An 18,847-nucleotide genomic window follows, 5' to 3' on the forward strand; every position below is an offset into this window, starting at 1 on the left:
CTTGCGGTGGATGACACACCGCTATCGGGAGCAAGCCCCCTCCCACAGGGGATTTTCTGTGTGCTGGGGGTTGTATGATGAGGTGGTCGGAAGTTGGGGCTCAGTCGGCGAGGAGCATCGGCGGGAGCGTGCCGAGCAGGGACACCGCCGCCACCGCCGCTACGCCCAGTAACCACTCCAGCATCACACTGGCCTTCAAGCTGCCCAGGCGTTCATCACAGCGTTCGATACGCAGGCGGTTCAGCAGCGCCAGCGCCAGCATGCCCAGCACCAGCAGCACCTTGATCAACAGAATCAATGCAAAGCCATTGAACAACGGCGTGGGCCATAGCTGCCCGGTGAGCACGCGCACATTGATCAGCCCCGTCACCAGCAACCCGCTGACCAAGCCATAACCCACGCCGCTGAAACGCTTGAGGATGGTTGCCAGCGCATCCTCTCGCGGGTGCCTCAGGATCAACACCAGCAGCAATAAGCCACCGAGCCAGGCGCCGACGCACACCAGGTGTACCACCTGGTTGAGGATCAGCAGTTGCCCGCTCAACCCATTGAGCATGGCGCCATGGCCCACTGGTGCCAGCGTGACCAGCAGCAGGGTGATCAACGGCAGGCGCAAGGCTGGCCAGGGTTTGACCAGCGCGATCACCAGCAGCAAGTTCAACAACAGATGCCAGGCCCACACTTGGCCAAAGAAGGTTTTGCCCAGCACCAACTGCACGGTCGCCGGTTGCAGCGCCGCGCTCCAACTGCCGGCCATGCTGGCGGTGATCAACAACAACCAGGCCACGCCGGAACACAGCGCCAACCCGGCGAGCACGCGGGTGATGTGCAGCAGGTGCCGGTCAAGTGCCGGTTGCCGTTCAGTGCCTAACAACCAGGGCCTGAAGGCACAGGCCCCGAACATCAACAGCACGACGATGAAGTGCACAAAGCGGCACAGCACCAGCAGTGTCGCCATGAATTATTGGCCGACCTTGAAGCTGTATTCGCCGTTGCTCTTGTGCGTGTCGACCGACACCGCGTTCCACACCACTCGATAGTTGCCGGCGGCCAGCGGTGCGGCAGGCGTGACGACCAGGGTCTTCTTATCGGCGTCGGGGGTTTCCAGGCCCTTGATCGCGACTTCGGTGCCGTCCTTGCTCAGCGACACCTTGGTGAAGACGGCTTCGACGCCTTCGCTGAACGTCAGGCGCAGGTCGGCAGGCGCCGCGACGGTGCTGTCGGCCGCAGGCGTCGAGCTCTTGAGGTGGGCATGCGCAAACGCGGCCGAGGCGCCCAGCAGGGATGCGAGCAGGGCGACGGTGGTCAGGGCTTTCTTGATCAACATTGTTCGATACCTTCAGGTGGGGAAGTCGGTAGAGCCATATGCAGCAAGGGAAAGGGTTTGCCTTCGCCATCCAGCGGCGAGCGTGCGACCTGGATGAAGCCATAGTGCAGATAAAACCCCACGGCCTGTGGGTTTTGTTCGTTGACGTCTACCGTCAGGGTGTCATGGCGCGCACGCGCGTGGTCGAGCAATTGCCGGCCGATGCCTTGGCCACGGCGGTCGGGTTCGATAAACAGCATCTCGACGTTATGCCCGCCGGTGCCGATGAAACCGGCGATACCCTGCGGGTCTTCATACACCCACACATCCAGGGCAGGCATGGGCAAATAGGTGTCGCGCACCAGGGGCAGCAGACGTTGGATGTCGTCCTCTGGCAGGAAGTCATGGGTGGCGCGTACCGAGCGCTCCCACAGTGCGCCGAGCACGGGGTCGTCAGTGGCGACACGAGGTCGGATAGTCATGATCTGGGTCCTTGATCGGGAGAGCGATGCTAACCAATCCGTTTTCCAGGGGAAAGGTTCGCGTCAGAAGTTTCATTGTGGTGTGTCGCCGCGCCCTGGAGCCGATGGTAGTCTTGAGGCCATGTTGTTGTCAGGGAGCCCTTATGGGCAATCACAAGATCGGAATTCGTCGAGTCAACGTCGAAAAAATCCTGTTGGCGGCGGAAAAAGTCTTCGCGGTGAAAGGTTATGGCAGCACCGCCATGGCCGACATCGCCGAAGAAGTGCAATTGCCGCGCTCCAACCTGCATTACTACTTCACCACCAAGAGCGAGCTCTACAGCGCGGTGCTGTTCGACCTGCTGGACGTTTGGAAACAGGACGCCCTGAGCTTCGAAACCTTCGACGATCCGCGTGTGGTGTTGAGCAGCTACATCCGCGCCAAGATGCAGCGCTCGCGCACGCGGCCCTATGGGTCGAAAGTCTGGGCCAACGAAATCATCCACGGCGCGCCAACCCTGGGCCAGGCGCTGGATGAAAGCCTGTACGACTGGGCCAAGATGAAGGAAGCGAAAATTCGCCAATGGGTGGAAGACAAACGCATCCTGCCGGTGGAGCCGTCGAGCCTGCTGTATATGATCTGGGCATCGACCCAGCACTATGCGGACTTTGATCATCAGGTGACGATTCTGAATGATCACCAGCCGCTGTCGGACATGCAGTTCGAGAAGGCCATTCAGACGGTGACCAGTGTGATTCTGCGGGGGATTGGGTTGGAACCTTGAGGTTTGTGTTGTGAGTGGTGGCCTCATCGGGAGCAAGCCCCCTCCCACAAATGACCGCATTCACCTGGAGGCATGCAATCAACTGTGGGAGGGGGCTTGCTCCCGATAGCGGCCTGAAGCCCTACACCGCCTCCCGGTAGGGGTTGCGCGGATCCTGCGTCCAATTCAAAAACGGCTTGCCCGTCTCCATCGGCACCATCTCGATACAATCCGCCACCGGGCAGGTGATCTGGCACAGGTTGCAGCCCACGCACTCATCATCGATCACGCTGTATTGATGCGTGCCATCCGCCAGTTTCACACTCGCGATCGCCTGGTGCGAGGTATCTTCACAGGCGATATGACAACGCCCGCAGCCGATGCACGCCGCCTGATCGATCTTGGCGATGACCTGGTAATTGATGTCCAGGTACTTCCAATCCGTGGTATTGCCCACCGCCCGCCCGGAAAAATCCTGCAGGCTGGTGTGCCCCTGGCTGTCCATCCAACGGGACAGCCCATCCTTCATCTCGTCCACAATCCGAAACCCATGCAACATCGCCGCCGTGCACACCTGCACCGCGCCGCACCCCAGCGCGACGAATTCGGCGGCATCGCGCCAGTTGCCGATGCCGCCAATGCCGCAGATCGGCAGGCCCTGGGTCTGCGGGTCACGGGCGATTTCCGCGACCATGTTCAAGGCAATCGGCTTGACCGCCGAACCGCAATACCCGCCGTGGGTGCTCTGGGTGCCGACCACCGGCAGGGCGACCATGCGTTCCAGGTCGACACTGGTGATGGAGTTGATGGTGTTGATCAGCGAGACCGCGTCCGCACCGCCGCGATAGGCCGCCCGCGCCGCCACACGAATGTCGGTGATATTCGGCGTGAGCTTGACGATCACCGGCAGCGAGCAGTACGTCTTGCACCAGCGCGTGACTTGTTCGACATACTCCGGCACCTGGCCTACCGCTGCGCCCATGCCGCGTTCGGGCATGCCGTGGGGGCAGCCGAAATTCAGCTCGATACCGTCGCAGCCGGTGGCCTCCACCAAGGGCAGGATGTTTTTCCACGACTGTTCGACGCAGGGCACCATCAGCGACACGATCAGCGCACGGTCCGGCCAGTCCTTTTTGACCTGGGTGATTTCCCGCAGGTTGATCTCCAGGGAACGGTCGGTGATCAGCTCGATATTGTTGATGCCCAGCACTTCACGATTGGCGCCGTAGTGGGCCGAGTAGCGTGACGACACATTGACCGCCGCCGGGTCTTCCCCCAGGGTTTTCCACACCACGCCGCCCCAGCCGGCCTCGAAGGCGCGGACCACGTTGTAGGCTTTGTCGGTGGGCGGTGCGGAGGCCAGCCAGAAGGGGTTGGGAGCCTTGATACCGGCGAACACAATCGAAAGATCGGCCATTACGCAGCCTCCACGTTCAGCATGAGTTGGGTGTGCATGGCCTCGGCGGCCAGCTTGCCGTGTTGCACCGCCTGCACGGTGAGGTCCTGGCCGAGGCTGACGCAATCGCCGCCGGCATAGACGCCTGGAATACTGGTGCGCAGCTGCTCGTCGACGAAGATCCGCTCGCCGACGCGGTGCAGTTGCTGGGCCAGCGGGTCGTGCAGGGCGGCGTTGTCGAAGCCCTGGCCGATGGCCTTGAAGATGGCGTCGGCGGCCAATTCGAAGGTTTCGCCGGTCGCGTGCAGACGCCCATTTTCCATGTGCGTGCGCAGAAAGCGCATGCCGCGCACACGACCGTGATCATCCAGCAGCACGGCTTCGGGCTGGGCCCAGGTCAGCAGGCGCACCTGATTGGCCTTGGCGATGTCCTGCTCATGCTGGGTTGCGCCCATGTCCGCCAGGCCACGGCGGTACACCAGGTTCACATCGCGGGCACCCAGGCGGGCCATTTGCACGGCCATGTCGATGGCGGTGTTGCCGGCGCCGAGCACGATGCAGCGGTCGGCCAGGGGCAGTTGGGTGAGGTCCTCGGCCTGGCGCAGCTCGCGGATGTAGTCGGTGGCGGCCAGCAGGCCGGGAGCCTCTTCGTGGGGCAGACTGAGTTGTTTGCTGGCGGCCAGGCCGAGGCCGAGGAACACCGCGTCAAATTGCTGGTGCAGCTCGCTCAAGGTCAGGTTATCGCCCAGGCGCTGGCCGTGGCGAATCTCGATACCGCCGACCTGCAGCAGGAAATCCAACTCCTTTTGCGCAAAGTCATCCACCAACTTGTATTTGGCGATGCCGTATTCATTCAGCCCGCCGGCTTTCTCCCGCGCCTCGAAAATCACCACGTCATGCCCGTGCAAGGCGGCGCGATGGGCGCAGGCCAGCCCCGCAGGCCCGGCGCCGACCACCGCGATGCGTTTGCCGGTGGGCGCGGCGCGCTGGAACGGGTGTTCGCTGAAGTGCGCATTGTCGATCGCGTAGCGTTGCAACAGGCCGATCAGCACCGGGGCGCATTCCTCGGCGTGGTTACGCACGCAAGCTTGCTGGCACAGGATTTCGGTGGGGCACACCCTAGCGCAACTGCCGCCGAGGATGTTGGCCGAGAGGATTTTCTGCGCCGCACCCTGCACGTTATCGGTGTGGATATTGCGGATGAACGAGGGGATATCGATCTCGCTGGGGCACGCATTCACGCACGGCGCGTCGTAGCAATACAGGCAACGCGAGGCTTCCAGCTGGGCTTGTCGGCGATTGAGGGGCGGCGCCAGGTCGCTGAAATGGCTGGCCAGCGTTGCGCCGTCTTCTTGGGGGTGGGGGAGGTGGGTCAGGGTCTGGATCACGGGGTTGGCCTCACGGTTTTGTGGGTTGCCTCTGGCGGGCATTGTTGTTGCCTGTACTGGCCTCATCGGGAGCAAGCCCCCTCCCACAGTCGAATGTGGGAGCGGGCTTGCTCGCGAATGCGCGCTCAGCGGTTCACGGCCACCGGCCTGGAATGCTCAGCCCGTTTGCTCAACTGCTCGAACACCGGCGGATACGCAGGCCGCTCCACATACCGCCCGGCGCCGCGTTCGGCGCGCAGGTCGCCATCGGCCCAGACCAGCTTGCCCTGACTGATGGTGTGGCTCGGCACACCGCGTACGGTCTTGCCTTCGAAGATGTTGAAGTCGACATTCTGGTGGTGGGTCTTGGCGGAAATGGTCCGTGTGCCCTGCGGGTCCCACAGCACCAGGTCGGCATCCGCACCCACCCGGATCGCGCCCTTGCGCGGGTAGAGGTTGAAGATCTTCGCGGTATTGGTGGAGGTCAGCGCGACGAAATCCTGCATCGACAGGCGCCCGGTGTTGACGCCCTCATCCCACAGCAGCGCCATGCGGTCTTCGATACCGGCGGTGCCGTTGGGGATCTTGCTGAAGTCGTCACGGCCGGCGGCTTTTTGTTCGGCGCAGAAGCAGCAATGGTCGGTGGCGGTGGTGTGCAGGTTGCCCGATTGCAGCCCACGCCACAGCGCCTCCTGATGCCCGCGTGGGCGGAACGGCGGGCTCATCACGTAGCCTGCGGCGGTTTGCCAGTCGGGGTGCTGGTAGACGCTGTCGTCCAGCAGCAGGTGGCCGGCGAGGACCTCGCCATACACCGGCTGGCCCTTGCCACGGGCGTAGGTGATTTCGTCGAGGGCCTCCTGGGTCGATACGTGCACCAGGTACAACGGCGTGCCCAGGGTCTCGGCGATACGGATTGCGCGGCTGGCCGCTTCACCCTCCACCTGGGACGGCCGCGACAGCGGGTGTGCTTCCGGCCCGGTGATGCCCTGGGCCATCAGCTTGCGTTGCAGGTGATACACCAGCTCGCCGTTTTCCGCATGCACAGTGGGCACCGCGCCCAGTTCCAGGCAGCGTTCGAAGCTGGCGACCAGCGTGTCATCGGCCGCCATGATCGCGTTCTTGTAGGCCATGAAGTGCTTGAAGCTGTTGATGCCGTGATGGCTGACCAGTTCGGCCATTTCCTCGCGTACCTGCTCGCTCCACCAGGTGATCGCCACGTGAAAACCGTAGTCGGCCGCAGACTTCTGTGCCCAGCCGCGCCACTGGTGAAAGGCTTCAAGCAATGACTGCTGGGGATTGGGAATCACAAAGTCAATGATCGAGGTGGTGCCTCCCGCCAGGCCCGCCGCCGTGCCAGTGAAAAAATCTTCGCTGGCCACGGTGCCCATGAAGGGCAGTTGCATATGGGTATGAGGGTCGATGCCGCCAGGCATCAAGTATTGGCCGCTGCCGTCGAGTATTTCAGTGCCGGCGGGAATATCCAGCTGAGTCCCTATGGCCCGGATTAGACCGTCTGCGCATAAAACATCGGCGCGGTAACTTTCATCATGGGTAATAACGGTGGCGCCACGGATCAACAGCGACATGTCGAGTTCCTCACAGGCTTGACCGGCTTGTGCCAGTTCTAAGTGTTGTAATGCTGCTTTCCGATGCTCGGTTAATTCTTGTCATCGGTGACAGGAATAGAAACTAGCCCGAGATTTTCGATTGGGCAAGAAGATTTTTTATAAGCTTATATCGTATTTAATATATTGATTTATAAGGATAAAAAATAAAAATCACCAAAATGTAGCGATGTCTCACCATTTTGACGCACTTGACAGGTTCTTAAATTGAGCAACATTTCTTATTGCAAATCAGACGCTTGAGAGATGCCTCTTGACGGGGCCGGTAAATAAAAATAATTGTGTTGCACCAGATTGAGTCCTGACGGTTCTGACAACTTCCACGTTATTTAGCCTGAGTAGCGCGGCGAGTGCCTGAGGCTCAATCGGAAAGTTGATAAACATCAGTACGTTATATAAGCGGTGTGGGTTCGAGGTGGGCGGTCGGCACGGTTATTGAGTGCAATGGCGGCTGGCCGGACCCGTGATGTCATGTTGTTAACGCGGTACTCCGGCCACCCAGGTTCAAACCCTGGGTGAGCAACAATAATTCGAAAAAACCGTGGAGCGGCCATGCAACAGAACAGATCGCAAGTCATTGAACGCAACGGCCTGTACGAACTCGACGCCGGCCCCGACGTCCTCGACAGCCCTCGCTATAACCACGACATGGCACCGACCAAGGTGCATGAACGCACCTGGAACAAATGGCACATCACCGCGCTGTGGGTCGGCATGTCGATCTGCGTGCCGACCTACACCCTGGGCGGGGTACTGACGGCCTACTTCGGGCTGACGGTGGGCGAGGCGCTGATGGCGATCTTGCTGGCCAATATCGTGGTGCTGATCCCGCTGACCCTTAACGCGTTTCCCGGCACGAAGTACGGCATTCCCTTTCCGGTGTTGTTGCGTTCGTCCTTCGGCATTCTCGGCTCCAATGTGCCGTGCCTGATCCGGGCGCTGGTGGCGTGCGGTTGGTTCGGGATCCAGACGATGTTTGGCGGGCTGGCGATCCACCTGTTCCTGGGCTCGATTTTCGAGGGCTGGAAGTCCCTGGGCGGCACTGGCGAAGTGATCGGCTTCATGATCTTCTGGACCCTGAACCTGTGGGTGGTATTGCGTGGCGCCGAGTCGATCAAGCGCCTGGAAACCCTGTCGGCACCGTTGCTGGTGGCGGTGGGGATCGGTCTGCTGGTGTGGGCGATGCCGAATGTGTCGCTCAGCGAGCTCATGGCCATCCCACCCAAGCGCCCTGAAGGCGCGAGCCTCACCGGTTACTTCATGGCCGGGCTCACTGCGATGGTGGGTTTCTGGGCCACGTTGTCGCTGAATATTCCCGACTTCAGCCGCTACGCCAGGAGCCAGAAGGACCAGATCCTGGGGCAGATTTTCGGCCTGCCGCTGACCATGTTCCTGTTCGCCGCCCTCGGCGTGATCATGACAGCTGCGTCGGTCAAGCTGGTGGGTGTCAGCGTGTCCGACCCGGTGAGCCTGATCGGGCATATCCAGAGCCCGGTGTGGGTTGCGATTGCCATGGCGTTGATCATTATCGCGACGTTGTCCACCAACACGGCGGCGAACATCGTGTCGCCCACCAATGACTTTCAGAACATTGCGCCCAAGCTGATCAACCGCACCACCGCCGTGATCTTGACTGGCTTGGTGGGGCTGGCATTGATGGGCCACGAGTTGCTGAAAAAGCTCGGGCTGATTGTTTCCGATGTGAGCCTGGAGACCGTCTATTCCAACTGGTTGCTCGGCTATTCAAGCCTGCTGGGGCCTATCGCCGGGATCATGGTGGTGGACTACTTCATCACCCGCAAACAGCAATTGGACCTCGCCGGCCTGTACCGCGATGACATTTACCCTGCTTGGAACTGGAGTGGCTTTATCGCCTTCGGCGTGCCGGTGGTGCTGACCTTGCTATCGCTGGGCAGCGACGCGTTCAGTTGGTTCTACAGCTACGGCTGGTTTACCGGTTCGGCACTGGGCGGCGTGTTGTATTACGGCCTGAATGCCAAGCGCGGCATCAGCCCGGTCACGGCCAAATCCTCGTTGTGAGAGGTTGAAATGCAATTCAAATGTGGGAGCGGGCTTGCTCGCGATGAGGCCGCGTCAGTCGCTGCAAATGTCGTCTGGAAGACCGCATTCGCGAGCAAGCCCGCTCCCACATTTTTGGCCTCATTCCATGCCTGGAATCGGGTCAACCCATAAGAAATGTAGCCTGAGGAGATCCCCCATGAACGCTGTGATGGACGTTCTGCAATCCACCCATCAGCACATCAACCGCGACCGCTTGTGGCAGTCCCTGATGGACCTGGCCAGGCTCGGCGCCACGCCCAAGGGCGGCGTATGCCGCCTGGCCCTGACCGACCTCGATCGCAAGGCCCGCGATCTGTTCGTGCAGTGGTGCGAGGAGGCGGGTTGCACGGTCACCATCGACGGCATCGGCAATATCTTCGCGCGCCGCCCCGGGCGCAATCCCAACCTGCCACCGGTAATGACCGGCAGCCATATCGACACCCAACCCACCGGGGGCAAGTTTGACGGGTGCTTTGGCGTGCTGGCGGGCGTGGAAGTGCTGCGCACGCTCAATGACCTGAAGCTGGAAACCGAGGCCCCGCTGGAAGTGGTGGTGTGGACCAACGAAGAAGGCTCGCGTTTTCCACCGTGCATGATGGGCTCCGGGGTGTTCGCCGAGAAATTCACCTTGGCCGATACCCTGGCCAGGGTCGATGCGGAGGGGGTCAGCGTGGGCGATGCGTTGAATGCGATCGGCTACGCGGGGACGCGTCCGGTCAGCGGGCACAAAGTCGGCGCGTATTTCGAGGCGCATATCGAACAAGGGCCGATTCTCGAGGACGAGAAAAAAACCATCGGTGTGGTGCTGGGGGCATTGGGGCAGAAGTGGTTCGACCTGAAACTGCGCGGCGTTGAAGCCCATGCGGGACCGACGCCGATGCACCTGCGCAAGGATGCTTTGGTCGGCGCGGCAGCGGTGGTGGCGGCGGTGAATGCAGCGGCGTTGGGGCACCAGCCCCATGCGTGTGGAACCGTGGGTTGCCTGCAAGCCTATCCTGGCTCGCGCAACGTCATTCCGGGTGAAGTACGCATGACCCTGGACTTCCGCCATCTGGAGCCGGCGCGGCTGGATTCGATGATTGCCCAAGTGCGCAAGGTGATCGATGAGACCTGTGCCAAACATGGCCTGAGCTTCGAGATGGAGCCTACGGCGGATTTCCCCCCGCTGTATTTCGACCAGGGCTGCGTCAAGGCTGTGCGCGACGCGGCCAATGGCCTGGGCCTGTCGAACATGGACATCGTCAGCGGGGCAGGGCACGACGCGATTTTCGTCGCTGAACTCGGCCCGGCAGGGATGATCTTCGTGCCGTGTGAAGGCGGCATCAGCCACAACGAAATCGAAAACGCCACCCCGGATGATCTGGCGGCAGGCTGTGCAGTCTTGTTGCGCGCAATGGTTGCTGCTTCAGCCGCCATCGCCAGCGGCAGACTCGCTGCCTGAAAAGCAGTTGAGGAAGGTGGGTGGGGGGCGAGCCCTAATGCCAGTCAGTTAATAAGCGACAGAGCGGACGATGGATAACCTGTGGGAGGGGGCTTGCTCCCGATAGGCCGCGCAGCGGCCTCAAAAATGGGCCTGCTACGCAGTCCATCGGGAGCAAGCCCCCTCCCACATTGGACTCACACTGCGCAATGTTTGGCGCTATATCCAGATTGCGTCCCATAGCGGATAGTCACCTATGCGCTTCACCAACCCCGCTCGCAGCGGGTTGGCCACCACGTATCTGGCCATTTTTACCAAGTCGTCCTCCTTGCGCAGCGCCCAGTCATGGAAGCCTTCCTGCCAGAGCCGTCCCTTGCGCCCACTCGCACCGTTGACGGTTCGCGTACTTCTGGATTTCACCTGGCACATCAGATCCGCCAGCGAGCCTTTTTTCAGCTCGAGCAACCAATGGAAATGGTCCAGCATGACGACCCAGGCCATGGAGTTCGCCAGCCCTTTGTATTGGGCCAGCCGAAATTGCCAGACCACCAGGCGGCCGAGGTGGAAGTCGCTGAATAGGGGTAAGCGTTCGTGGGTGTTGGTGGTGATGAGATAGATGCGGTTCGGTTCGCTGAAACGACCGATACGCAGGCGGTGTGAAGCGGGTAGATCTGCCATTCCCTGGGCCTCTCTAGATGGGTTTAGAGAGGCTAGATTGGGGAGTGAGAGGCTGATGGGCAGGGGTTTGGCAGGATGTGTCCAGGCGGACGCTATCGGGAGCAAGCCCCCTCCCACATTGGCTCTGCGGCGTGCATACATAATGTGTCTGGTCGTAGGACCAGTGTGGGAGGGGGCTTGCTCCCGATAGCGGTCGTCAGCTCATGCGTCAGGTTGCCATCCACCCCCCAATGCCGTGACCAACCCCACGCTCGCCTGTAACTGCCGTGTCTGCACCGCCTGCAAGGTTCTCTGCGCCTGCAGTGCGGCGGTTTGTGCAGTCACCACATCCAGATAACTCACCGCCCCGGCCTGATAGCTGTTCATCGCCAGAGACTCGGTATGCTGCGCCGCATCCGCCGCCGCCTGTTCATCCTGTGCCTCCTGTTGCAAATCCCTTAGCTGCGCCAGGTTATCTTCCACCTCCCGCACGGCCTTCAACACCTGGCTGCGGTATTGCGCAGAGGCTTCTTCAAACTCGGCTTTGGCCTGGCGCTCATTGGCGCTCAAGCGTCCGCCATCAAAGATCGGCAGGTTTACCAACGGCCCCAGCGCCCAGTAACGGTTGCCGGCCGACAGCAGGTTGCCGACGCCTTGGGTCTGCCCGCCAATCAAGCCGGTCAGGCTGAAATCCGGATACCAGGCCGCCTTGGCCACGCCAATATTGGCATTGGCGGCAAACACTCGGCGTTCCGCCGCCGCGATGTCGGGGCGACGTTGCAGCAGTTGGCTCGGCAGTTGTGAAGGCATTCCTGGCAAAGCGATCAGTTGCTGACTTGCCGGCAAGGTGAAGTCGCTGGCCGCTACGCCGACCAATTCGCCGATGGCATGTTCGGTCAGGTTGCGTTGCCCACGCACTTCATCCCATTGTGCCTTGGCTTCGGCCAGTTGGTTTTGGGCGCGGGTCAGGTCCAGCTCAGAAGCAATCTGACCTTCATAGCGGCTACGGGTCAGTTGCAATGCCTGGCTGAAATCATCCAGCGAGCGGTTGAGGATCCGCGCTTGCGCATCCAGCCCATTGAGTTGCACATACAGGGTCGCCAACTGGTGTTGCAGGCTCAGGCGTGCCACCGCCAGGTCGTCCCCGGACGCCTGCGCCTGGGCATCCCCGGCGGCGACCTGATTACGGATCTTGCCCCATAGGTCCAGGTCGTAGCTCAGGGCAAACCCGGCGCTATTGCTGTTGTAAACCGACGGCTGCGTGGCGCCGCGCAGTGGCCGTGAATCCGACTGGCGCTGACGCAAGGTTTGTGCGCTGGCGGTGATCTGCGGGAACAGCCCTGCGTGCAGTTGGCTGGCGTAGGCCTGGGACGCATCGAAGTGTGCCAGCGCCGCAGCCAGGTCCGGGTTGGCCTTGAGCAGTTGTTGTTGCAGGTCATTGAGGCGCGAGTCGTGGTAGAGCTTCCACCACTGGGGAGCCAGGTGATCGGACGGTTGCGCGCTGTGCCACGGACCGTCGCTGGTCTGTTCACGGTAGCCGGCCGGCAGGTCCACCGCCGGCACCTGGTAGGCGGGGGCCATCGAGCAGCCTTGCAGCATCAGCAGCATCAATGCGGCGAGGGGTTTAAGCCTTGGGCGCATGCGCACCTCCGGAGGCATCGGCCAGTTGTACCGGGTCACCTTCGCGCAGGGCGTCGGGTGGGTTGTCGACCACGCGGTCGGCGGGTTTCAAACCTTGGTCGACGACCAGGCGCTCGCCGAGGTCGAGGCCGATGTGGATGTCCCGCAGGTGCACGTGGTTCTGCGCATCCAGCACCGCGACTTGGGTGCCTTGGGCGCGAAAGATCAACGCGCTGGCCGGAATGCTGACGCCGTGGGTGTCTGCCGGAATCGGCAGGGTGGCTTCGGCATAGTCACCCGGCAGCAACTCGCCCTTGGGGTTGTCGGCGACGAACTGGGCGAGCAGGGTGCCGGAGCGGCGATCGATGGCGGTGGAGTCGCCGATCAGGCGCGCCTTGAAGTGTTCGCCGGGATGCTCGGGCACTGTCAGCTCGGCTTCAAGGCCCGGGCGGATCACCGCCGCATAGTTCTGTGGCACCGGCACGTAGAGGCGTAGCTGATGCGTGTCGGCGATATCGAACAGCTCCGGGTCGCTATCGGTATCGGCCTTGATCAACTGGCCGATATCGGTGTTGCGTGCGGTGATGGTGCCGTTGAAGGGCGCGCGCAGGGTCTTGTAGCTCTCCAGCGCCGACAGGCGTGCGTAATCGGCAGCGGCGGCTTCGGCGTTGGCTTTGGCGGCGGCGGCATTGGAGGTTTTTTCATCGGCCTCCTGATGCGACACCGAGTGGCTGGCCAGCAGGTTTTGCCAGCGTGTGGCGGTGGTTTGCGCCAGGCGTGCATCAGCCTGTTGCTGAATCAGCCGGGCGTGGGCTTGTGCCACCTGCTGATCGAGGTCCGGGCTGTCGATTTCGGCGAGCACCTGGCCGGCTTTCACCGGGCTGCCGATGTCGACTTTCCAGTCCTTCAAATAGCCGCTGACCCGGGCGTGGATCGGTGCCTTGCTCCAGGCTTCAAGGTGCGCGGGCAAGCGCAGGGTATCGCCGGCGGCGTTCTGTTGGGGTTGGAACACCATCACCTGTGGGATGGCGGCGGTTTCCGTCCAGGCGGTAACCGATTGCTCGTGCAGTGTGCGGGCGTGCAGGCCGTTGGCGACCAACAGGGCGGCCACAGTCAGGCCGCCGACACCCATGAGCATCAAGCGCTTGCGCGAGGGTTTGTGATCAGACGACATGTGAAGTTTCTCCAGCAACAGCGCGAGTAGAGTGACGACCGTGGACCAGGCTGAAGACCACGGGAACAAACAACAAAGTGGCAGTGGTGGCGAGGATCAAGCCGCCGATCACCGCCCGGCCCAGAGGCGCGTTTTGCTCTTCGGAAAGGGCCAGCGGCAACATGCCGATGATCATCGCCAGGGCGGTCATGCACACCGGGCGAAAGCGTGTGTAGCCGGCTTCCAGCGCAGCCTTTAGCGCATCGCCATGTTCGGCCAGGCGTTCGCGGCAGAAGCTCACCACCAGGATCGAGTTGGCGGTGGCCACGCCCATGCACAGGATGGCGCCGGTGAGCGCCGGCACCGACAGCGAGGTGCCGCTGAGGAACAGCATCCACACGATGCCCGCCAAGGCAGCCGGCAAGGCGGTGATGATCACGAACGGGTCGACCCACGACTGGAAGTTGACCACGATCAGCAGGTAGATCAGCACGACCGCACCGAGCAGGCCGAAGCTCAAGCCGCTGAAGGCTTCGTGCAACGCGTCGATTTGCCCATGCAGGCTGATCACCGCGCCTTTGGGGCGCATGGAAGCGGTATCGTCGAGCACTTTTTGCACGTCACGGGCCACGCCCCCCAGGTCACGGCCTTGCACGTTGGCGTACAGGTCCAGGGTCGGTTGGATATTGTAGTGAGTCACCACCGCCGGGCTTTGCACGCGGGAGATGGTTGCCACGCCGCCGAGAATTTGCGACTGGCCATCAGCCCCTGTGACCGGCAGGGCTTCTAGTGACGGCAAGCTGTCCAGGCGGTATTGCGGCGTTGCGGCGACGATGGAGTACGACACGCCGTTCGCCGGGTTCAGCCAGAAGGTCGGCGCGGTTTGCGAGCTGCCCGCGAGGGAGGCGACCATGCTGTTGGTCACGTCCTTCTCGGTAATCCCCAGGCCATTGGCACGCATGCGGTCGACGTTGACCTGCAGCGACGGGTAGCCGGTGGACTGCTGGATACGCAAGTCGGCGATGCCTGGGATGTGCGACAGGCGACGTTCCAGTTCCACGGCGTAGGCGCGGTTTTCTGCATCGCTGCGCCCGGAGATTTTCACATCCAGTGGTGCAGGGGCGCCGAAGTTGAGGATCTGGCTGCTGATATCGGCCGGCAGGAACGCGAAGTGGCTGCCGGGGAAACTCTGCGGCAAGGCTTCACGCAGTTTTTTCACGTAGTCGGCGGTGGGCGCATGGTCTTTTTTCAGGCTGACCTGGATGTCGCCATCCTGCGGACCGATAGTGCCGCTGCTGCTGTAGGCCATGTCGATGCCGCTCAGCGGAATGCCGATATTGTCGACGATGGTGTCCAGCTCTTGCGGCGGGATCACTTCGCGAATTCGCGCTTCAATGCGGTCGAACGCCGCCGCGCTTTCTTCGATACGCGTGCCCAGCGGCAAGCGTACGTGCAGGGCCAGGGCGCCGGCGTCGGTGGCCGGAAAAAAATCCTGGCCCAGGCTCGGCAGCAGCAGGAACGAGGCGAGCACGCACGCCAGGAAACCTGCGATAAAGCGTTTGCGGTTGCCCAGCGCCAAGGTCAGCAGGCCGTGGTAGGTGTCGCGGATGTTCGAGAAGTGACGCTCGAAGCCTTGCTGAAAATTCAGCACCGATTGCAGCAGGCGATTGCGCGGTTTCTGGTGCTGCTCGCCCTCGTGGTGGTTGATGAATGCATCTTCCGGGTGATGCCCCGCGCCTTGTTCCGGCGTATGTGGCTTGAGCAGGAACATCGCCAGGGTCGGCACCAGCGTGCGCGAGAGGATGAACGAGCTGGCCATGGCAAAGATCACCGCCAGGGCCATCGGCCGGAACAGGTAGCCGGCAATCCCGTTCAGCAGGAACATCGGCACGAACACGATGCAGATACACAGCAGCGAGACGAATGCCGGGCCGACGATCTGCGCGGCGCCGTCGAGGATCGCGGTTTTCACCGCCTTGCCTTGTTCCAGGTGCCAGTTGATGTTCTCGATGGTCACCGTGGCGTCGTCCACCAGGATCCCGACCGCCAACGCCAACCCGCCGAGGGTCATCACGTTGAGGGTTTGCCCGCTGACAGCCAGCAGCGCGATGGCTGACAGCACCGCCAGGGGGATCGAGGCGGCAATGATCAGGGTGGAGCGCCAACTGCCGAGGAACAGCAGGATCATTGCACTGGTCAGCAGCGCGGCGATGATGCCTTCCTGGGCTACGCTACCGACCGATTGCTTGACGAACACCGAGGCGTCACCGAGCAGCGAGGTCTTCAGCGAAGGTGGCAGGGTTTCGTTGATGCGCGGCAGCATCTGGCGAATGCCGTCGATGATCGACAGGGTGGAAATGCTGCCGTTTTTCAGCGCCGGCATCAGTACGGCGCGGTGGCCGTCGACCCGCACGATGTTGATCTGCGGTGGCGAGCCATCACGCACGTGGGCGACTTGGCCGATGGTGATCAGCGCGCCGTCGACGGTCTTGATCGGCAGGTCGTTGAGCTCATCGATGGCCTTGGGGCTGTTGTTGAGCAGAATCGTATATTCGTTGGGACCGAGCTTGGCGGTGCCCACCGGGATGATCTGGTTTTGCAGCGCCAGGGCGTTGCCCACGTCCTGCGCCGACAGGCCTTTGGCGGCGAGTGCCTGGGGGTCGAGGTCGAGGGTGATCTGCCGCTGCTTGCCGCCCATGGGCGTAGGCATGGCCAGGCCGGGCAGGGCACTTAAAGGCAGGCGAATGTTGTTCTGCACCAGGTCGCGGATCTTGGCTTCCGAGAGGCTGGGGCTGGAGAACGCCATTTGCAGGATCGGCACCGTGGAGGCGCTGTAGTTGAGGATCAGTGGCGGCGTGATGCCGGGTGGCATCTGCTTGAGCACGGTTTGTGAAACAGCGGTCACCTGGGCGTTGGCGGTACGGATATCCACGCCGGGTTGGAAGAAGATCTTCACGATGCCCATGCCGGGCAGCGATTGCGATTCGATATGTTCGATGTCGTTGACGGTGGTGCTCAGGGAACGTTCGTAGGTGTAGATCACCCGGCCGGCCATGGCGTCCGGTGACAGGCCGTTGTACTGCCAGACCACGGCGACTACGGGGATGCCGATATCGGGAAACACATCCGTAGGGGTTCGCAGGGCCGCCATCGGCCCGATGATGCAAATGAATATGGCCAACACGATAAACGTGTACGGCTTTTGCAGTGCGGTCTTTACCAGCCCGAGCATGCGTGAACCTCCGAGGGAGCAGGATTGCAAACCCCGGCAGTCTTGCCCGACCCACCTAACACGCACCTTTCAGCCAAATGAAGGAACATTTAGTTAAGCGCTTAAGAACCTTTCATGTGTATTCATTTGTTCTACAAAGGGCTGCTCCCCAAGCTTGTCATCCATCGGACGCGACACATTTCGCTGCGTCTTTTTACTCATGTCCTATGGAGCCCTGCCATGTCACTTAAACCTTTGCTTTTGATTCCTGCCCTCGGTGCTGTGCTGCTGTTGTCGGCGTGTGCCGGCCCGATCCCCAAGGCGGACCCAAGCGAGGCGTGGATCGGTTTGAAAGAAGAAGCCCCGAATGACCTGATGGCCGAACGCGTCGACGGCAAGCGCGTGGATGACGGGCGTTTTTTTGAAGTACCGCCAGGCGACCATCGCCTGGATGTGACCCTGTTTGAAGAAGAGCCAGGCGACGACAACCAGCAGGACTGCCAGGGGCGGGTCGAGTACAAGCACTTCAAGGCGGGTGAGCATTACACCCTGGTGGAGTCGAGCCTCGGCACTACCGTGCGCGCGGTGCTCAAGGATGGTCACGGCAAGGAAGTTGCCGCGACCCAGGACTTCAATTGCATGCCAGGCTAAGCGTGACGTGCCGCCGACGCCTCTGGTGGCTTGGCGGGTTTGACGTGGGGGTGATGATGGCGACGGGTTACGCGCATCACGCCCCACAACATGGCACTGGCGACAGCCAGCCAACCGCAGATCAACAGGAAAATCGTTGTAGCAAGGCTCATTCTGGCCTCCTTTCGCCCCTTGGGGCACACACACACTTCTTTATGGACAGTCTAGCTACCGGGCGGTTGCCTGCTATTGACCAATGGTCGAGTCTGTCCAACTTGTTTGCTCTACCCCCGGCGTTTTACTGAGACTCAAGGCTATACCGACGTGGCAGAGCACCCTATGATCTGGAGCCTCACCGGCAGTTGATCAAGAGAGTAAAAAATTGCGGTTACGGTCGAACGTTAAAACCACCCTGTTGCTGGCATGTACCTTGGGGCTTGCGGCGTGTTCCGGGCAGCCGTCGAAACTGCCGGGCCTGCCGGAGCGCGTCGAACTCAATGGTGTGCCGACCTTTCGCAGCGAGGCCTACCTGAGTGGCCCCAGTGCTTTGGCCAGCATGCTGTCGCAACAAGGCATTGTCATGACACCTGGCTTGCTGGATAAGCCACTGCATCTACCCGGCGCGGAGGCAGACCTTGAGCGCAACATGCAGGTGCTGGCTCGCGAATACGGGCTGATGGTGTATCCGCTGGACAGTCAACTGACGGCGGTGCTGGCGCAGGTCGCCGCGGGTTACCCGGTGATGGCGCGGCTCAACCCGAGTTTCTGGTCGGGCACCCGCTATGTCGTGGTGGTGGGGTTCAATCAGCAAAAGAGCACGGTGTTGCTGCGCTCGGGCATGGAGCGACGGCTGTCGATGAGCTTCAGCGACTTTGAGTCAGCGTGGAAGAGCGCCGGTCACTGGGCCATCCTGACCCAGCGTCCGAGCCAGTTGCCCGCCAATGTGGACGCACAGCGCTGGCGCGATGCGGCCAACGCCACGGCGCAGGCTGGGCAGGAGAGGGCGGCGGCGCAGGCGCTCAAGGTGCTGGCGGAGCGCAAATAAAACCGCGCCCAAGGCGCGAGTGTAGTGAGCGGGCTTGCCCCGCGCTGGGCGGCGCAGCCGCCCCAAATCCGGTCACCTCGGTATTCCTGAAACACCGCGGCGTTCTTGTTGGGGCGGCTGCGCCACCCAGC

The 18,847-nt window shown here is 61.8% G+C and carries 16 protein-coding genes; 5 read left to right on the forward strand and 11 right to left on the reverse strand.

The window, feature by feature from the left end:
* Positions 1-100: 100 nt before the first annotated feature.
* From copD to ACQRBT_RS19040, 3 genes are read right to left on the reverse strand one after another with little or no spacing between them, the layout of a single operon-like run.
* A complete protein-coding gene (copD, locus tag ACQRBT_RS19030) occupies positions 101-958 on the reverse strand; it encodes a copper homeostasis membrane protein CopD (RefSeq protein ID WP_161549208.1) in 858 nt (285 codons plus the stop codon).
* Positions 959-961: 3 nt separating this feature from the next.
* Positions 962-1,327: a copper homeostasis periplasmic binding protein CopC gene (copC, locus tag ACQRBT_RS19035; RefSeq protein WP_060756777.1), complete on the reverse strand. Its 366-nt coding sequence runs from the start codon at positions 1,325-1,327 to the stop codon at positions 962-964.
* Positions 1,321-1,788 carry a GNAT family N-acetyltransferase gene (locus ACQRBT_RS19040; protein ID WP_198761840.1) on the reverse strand — a complete coding sequence of 156 codons (468 nt, stop codon included), beginning with the start codon at positions 1,786-1,788 and terminating at the stop codon, positions 1,321-1,323. Before ACQRBT_RS19040 ends, copC begins: the two co-directional genes overlap by 7 nt.
* Positions 1,789-1,931: 143 nt before the next feature.
* On the opposite strand from ACQRBT_RS19040, the gene ACQRBT_RS19045 reads away from it, so the two are divergent.
* Positions 1,932-2,552, forward strand: a complete 621-nt coding sequence (locus ACQRBT_RS19045; protein ID WP_060756775.1) for a TetR/AcrR family transcriptional regulator — start codon at positions 1,932-1,934, stop codon at positions 2,550-2,552.
* A 121-nt stretch (positions 2,553-2,673) separates the two neighbouring features.
* On the opposite strand, the gene preA is transcribed toward ACQRBT_RS19045, so the two are convergent.
* The 3 genes from preA to hydA form a co-directional block, all read right to left on the reverse strand.
* Positions 2,674-3,948, reverse strand: coding sequence for an NAD-dependent dihydropyrimidine dehydrogenase subunit PreA (gene preA / locus ACQRBT_RS19050; protein ID WP_412047274.1), 1,275 nt, complete (start codon positions 3,946-3,948; stop codon positions 2,674-2,676).
* Positions 3,948-5,315, reverse strand: coding sequence for an NAD(P)-dependent oxidoreductase (locus tag ACQRBT_RS19055; protein WP_412047275.1), 1,368 nt, complete (start codon positions 5,313-5,315; stop codon positions 3,948-3,950). Before ACQRBT_RS19055 ends, preA begins: the two co-directional genes overlap by 1 nt.
* A 125-nt stretch (positions 5,316-5,440) precedes the next feature.
* Positions 5,441-6,880, reverse strand: coding sequence for a dihydropyrimidinase (gene hydA / locus ACQRBT_RS19060; RefSeq protein ID WP_104994209.1), 1,440 nt, complete (start codon positions 6,878-6,880; stop codon positions 5,441-5,443).
* A gap of 591 nt (positions 6,881-7,471) precedes the next feature.
* On the opposite strand from hydA, the gene ACQRBT_RS19065 reads away from it, so the two are divergent.
* Together ACQRBT_RS19065 and ACQRBT_RS19070 are read left to right on the forward strand one after the other, a co-directional pair.
* Entirely contained in the window at positions 7,472-8,959 is a 1,488-nt protein-coding gene (locus tag ACQRBT_RS19065; protein WP_090370071.1) for an NCS1 family nucleobase:cation symporter-1, read from the forward strand.
* A 178-nt stretch (positions 8,960-9,137) separates the two neighbouring features.
* A complete protein-coding gene (locus ACQRBT_RS19070) occupies positions 9,138-10,421 on the forward strand; it encodes a Zn-dependent hydrolase (protein ID WP_412047273.1) in 1,284 nt (427 codons plus the stop codon).
* A gap of 198 nt (positions 10,422-10,619) precedes the next feature.
* On the opposite strand, the gene ACQRBT_RS19075 is transcribed toward ACQRBT_RS19070, so the two are convergent.
* From ACQRBT_RS19075 to ACQRBT_RS19090, 4 genes are all read right to left on the reverse strand, one after another.
* A complete protein-coding gene (locus ACQRBT_RS19075; RefSeq protein WP_412047272.1) occupies positions 10,620-11,078 on the reverse strand; it encodes an REP-associated tyrosine transposase in 459 nt (152 codons plus the stop codon).
* Between the two features lie 201 nt (positions 11,079-11,279).
* Positions 11,280-12,698 (reverse strand): efflux transporter outer membrane subunit, encoded by a 1,419-nt coding sequence (locus ACQRBT_RS19080; RefSeq protein WP_412047271.1) that lies wholly within the window; start codon positions 12,696-12,698, stop codon positions 11,280-11,282.
* Positions 12,682-13,851 carry an efflux RND transporter periplasmic adaptor subunit gene (locus tag ACQRBT_RS19085; RefSeq protein WP_412047270.1) on the reverse strand — a complete coding sequence of 390 codons (1,170 nt, stop codon included), beginning with the start codon at positions 13,849-13,851 and terminating at the stop codon, positions 12,682-12,684. Before ACQRBT_RS19085 ends, ACQRBT_RS19080 begins: the two co-directional genes overlap by 17 nt.
* Positions 13,841-17,062 carry an efflux RND transporter permease subunit gene (locus tag ACQRBT_RS19090; protein WP_412047269.1) on the reverse strand — a complete coding sequence of 1,074 codons (3,222 nt, stop codon included), beginning with the start codon at positions 17,060-17,062 and terminating at the stop codon, positions 13,841-13,843. Before ACQRBT_RS19090 ends, ACQRBT_RS19085 begins: the two co-directional genes overlap by 11 nt.
* Before the next feature lie 219 nt (positions 17,063-17,281).
* Between ACQRBT_RS19090 and ACQRBT_RS19095 the strand changes: the two genes are divergently transcribed.
* A complete protein-coding gene (locus ACQRBT_RS19095) occupies positions 17,282-17,692 on the forward strand; it encodes a hypothetical protein (protein ID WP_060756766.1) in 411 nt (136 codons plus the stop codon).
* Here the strand turns inward: ACQRBT_RS19095 and ACQRBT_RS19100 are convergent.
* Entirely contained in the window at positions 17,689-17,844 is a 156-nt protein-coding gene (locus ACQRBT_RS19100) for a hypothetical protein (RefSeq protein ID WP_162843524.1), read from the reverse strand. The two genes, ACQRBT_RS19095 and ACQRBT_RS19100, sit on opposite strands and share 4 nt — an antisense overlap.
* A gap of 209 nt (positions 17,845-18,053) precedes the next feature.
* Between ACQRBT_RS19100 and ACQRBT_RS19105 the strand changes: the two genes are divergently transcribed.
* Positions 18,054-18,716 (forward strand): peptidase C39 family protein, encoded by a 663-nt coding sequence (locus ACQRBT_RS19105; RefSeq protein WP_104994203.1) that lies wholly within the window; start codon positions 18,054-18,056, stop codon positions 18,714-18,716.
* Positions 18,717-18,847: the final 131 nt, after the last annotated feature.

The sequence above is a fragment of the Pseudomonas sp. R19M genome (assembly GCF_050312585.1).
In the GTDB taxonomy this organism is placed as follows: Bacteria; Pseudomonadota; Gammaproteobacteria; order Pseudomonadales; family Pseudomonadaceae; genus Aquipseudomonas; species Aquipseudomonas palleroniana.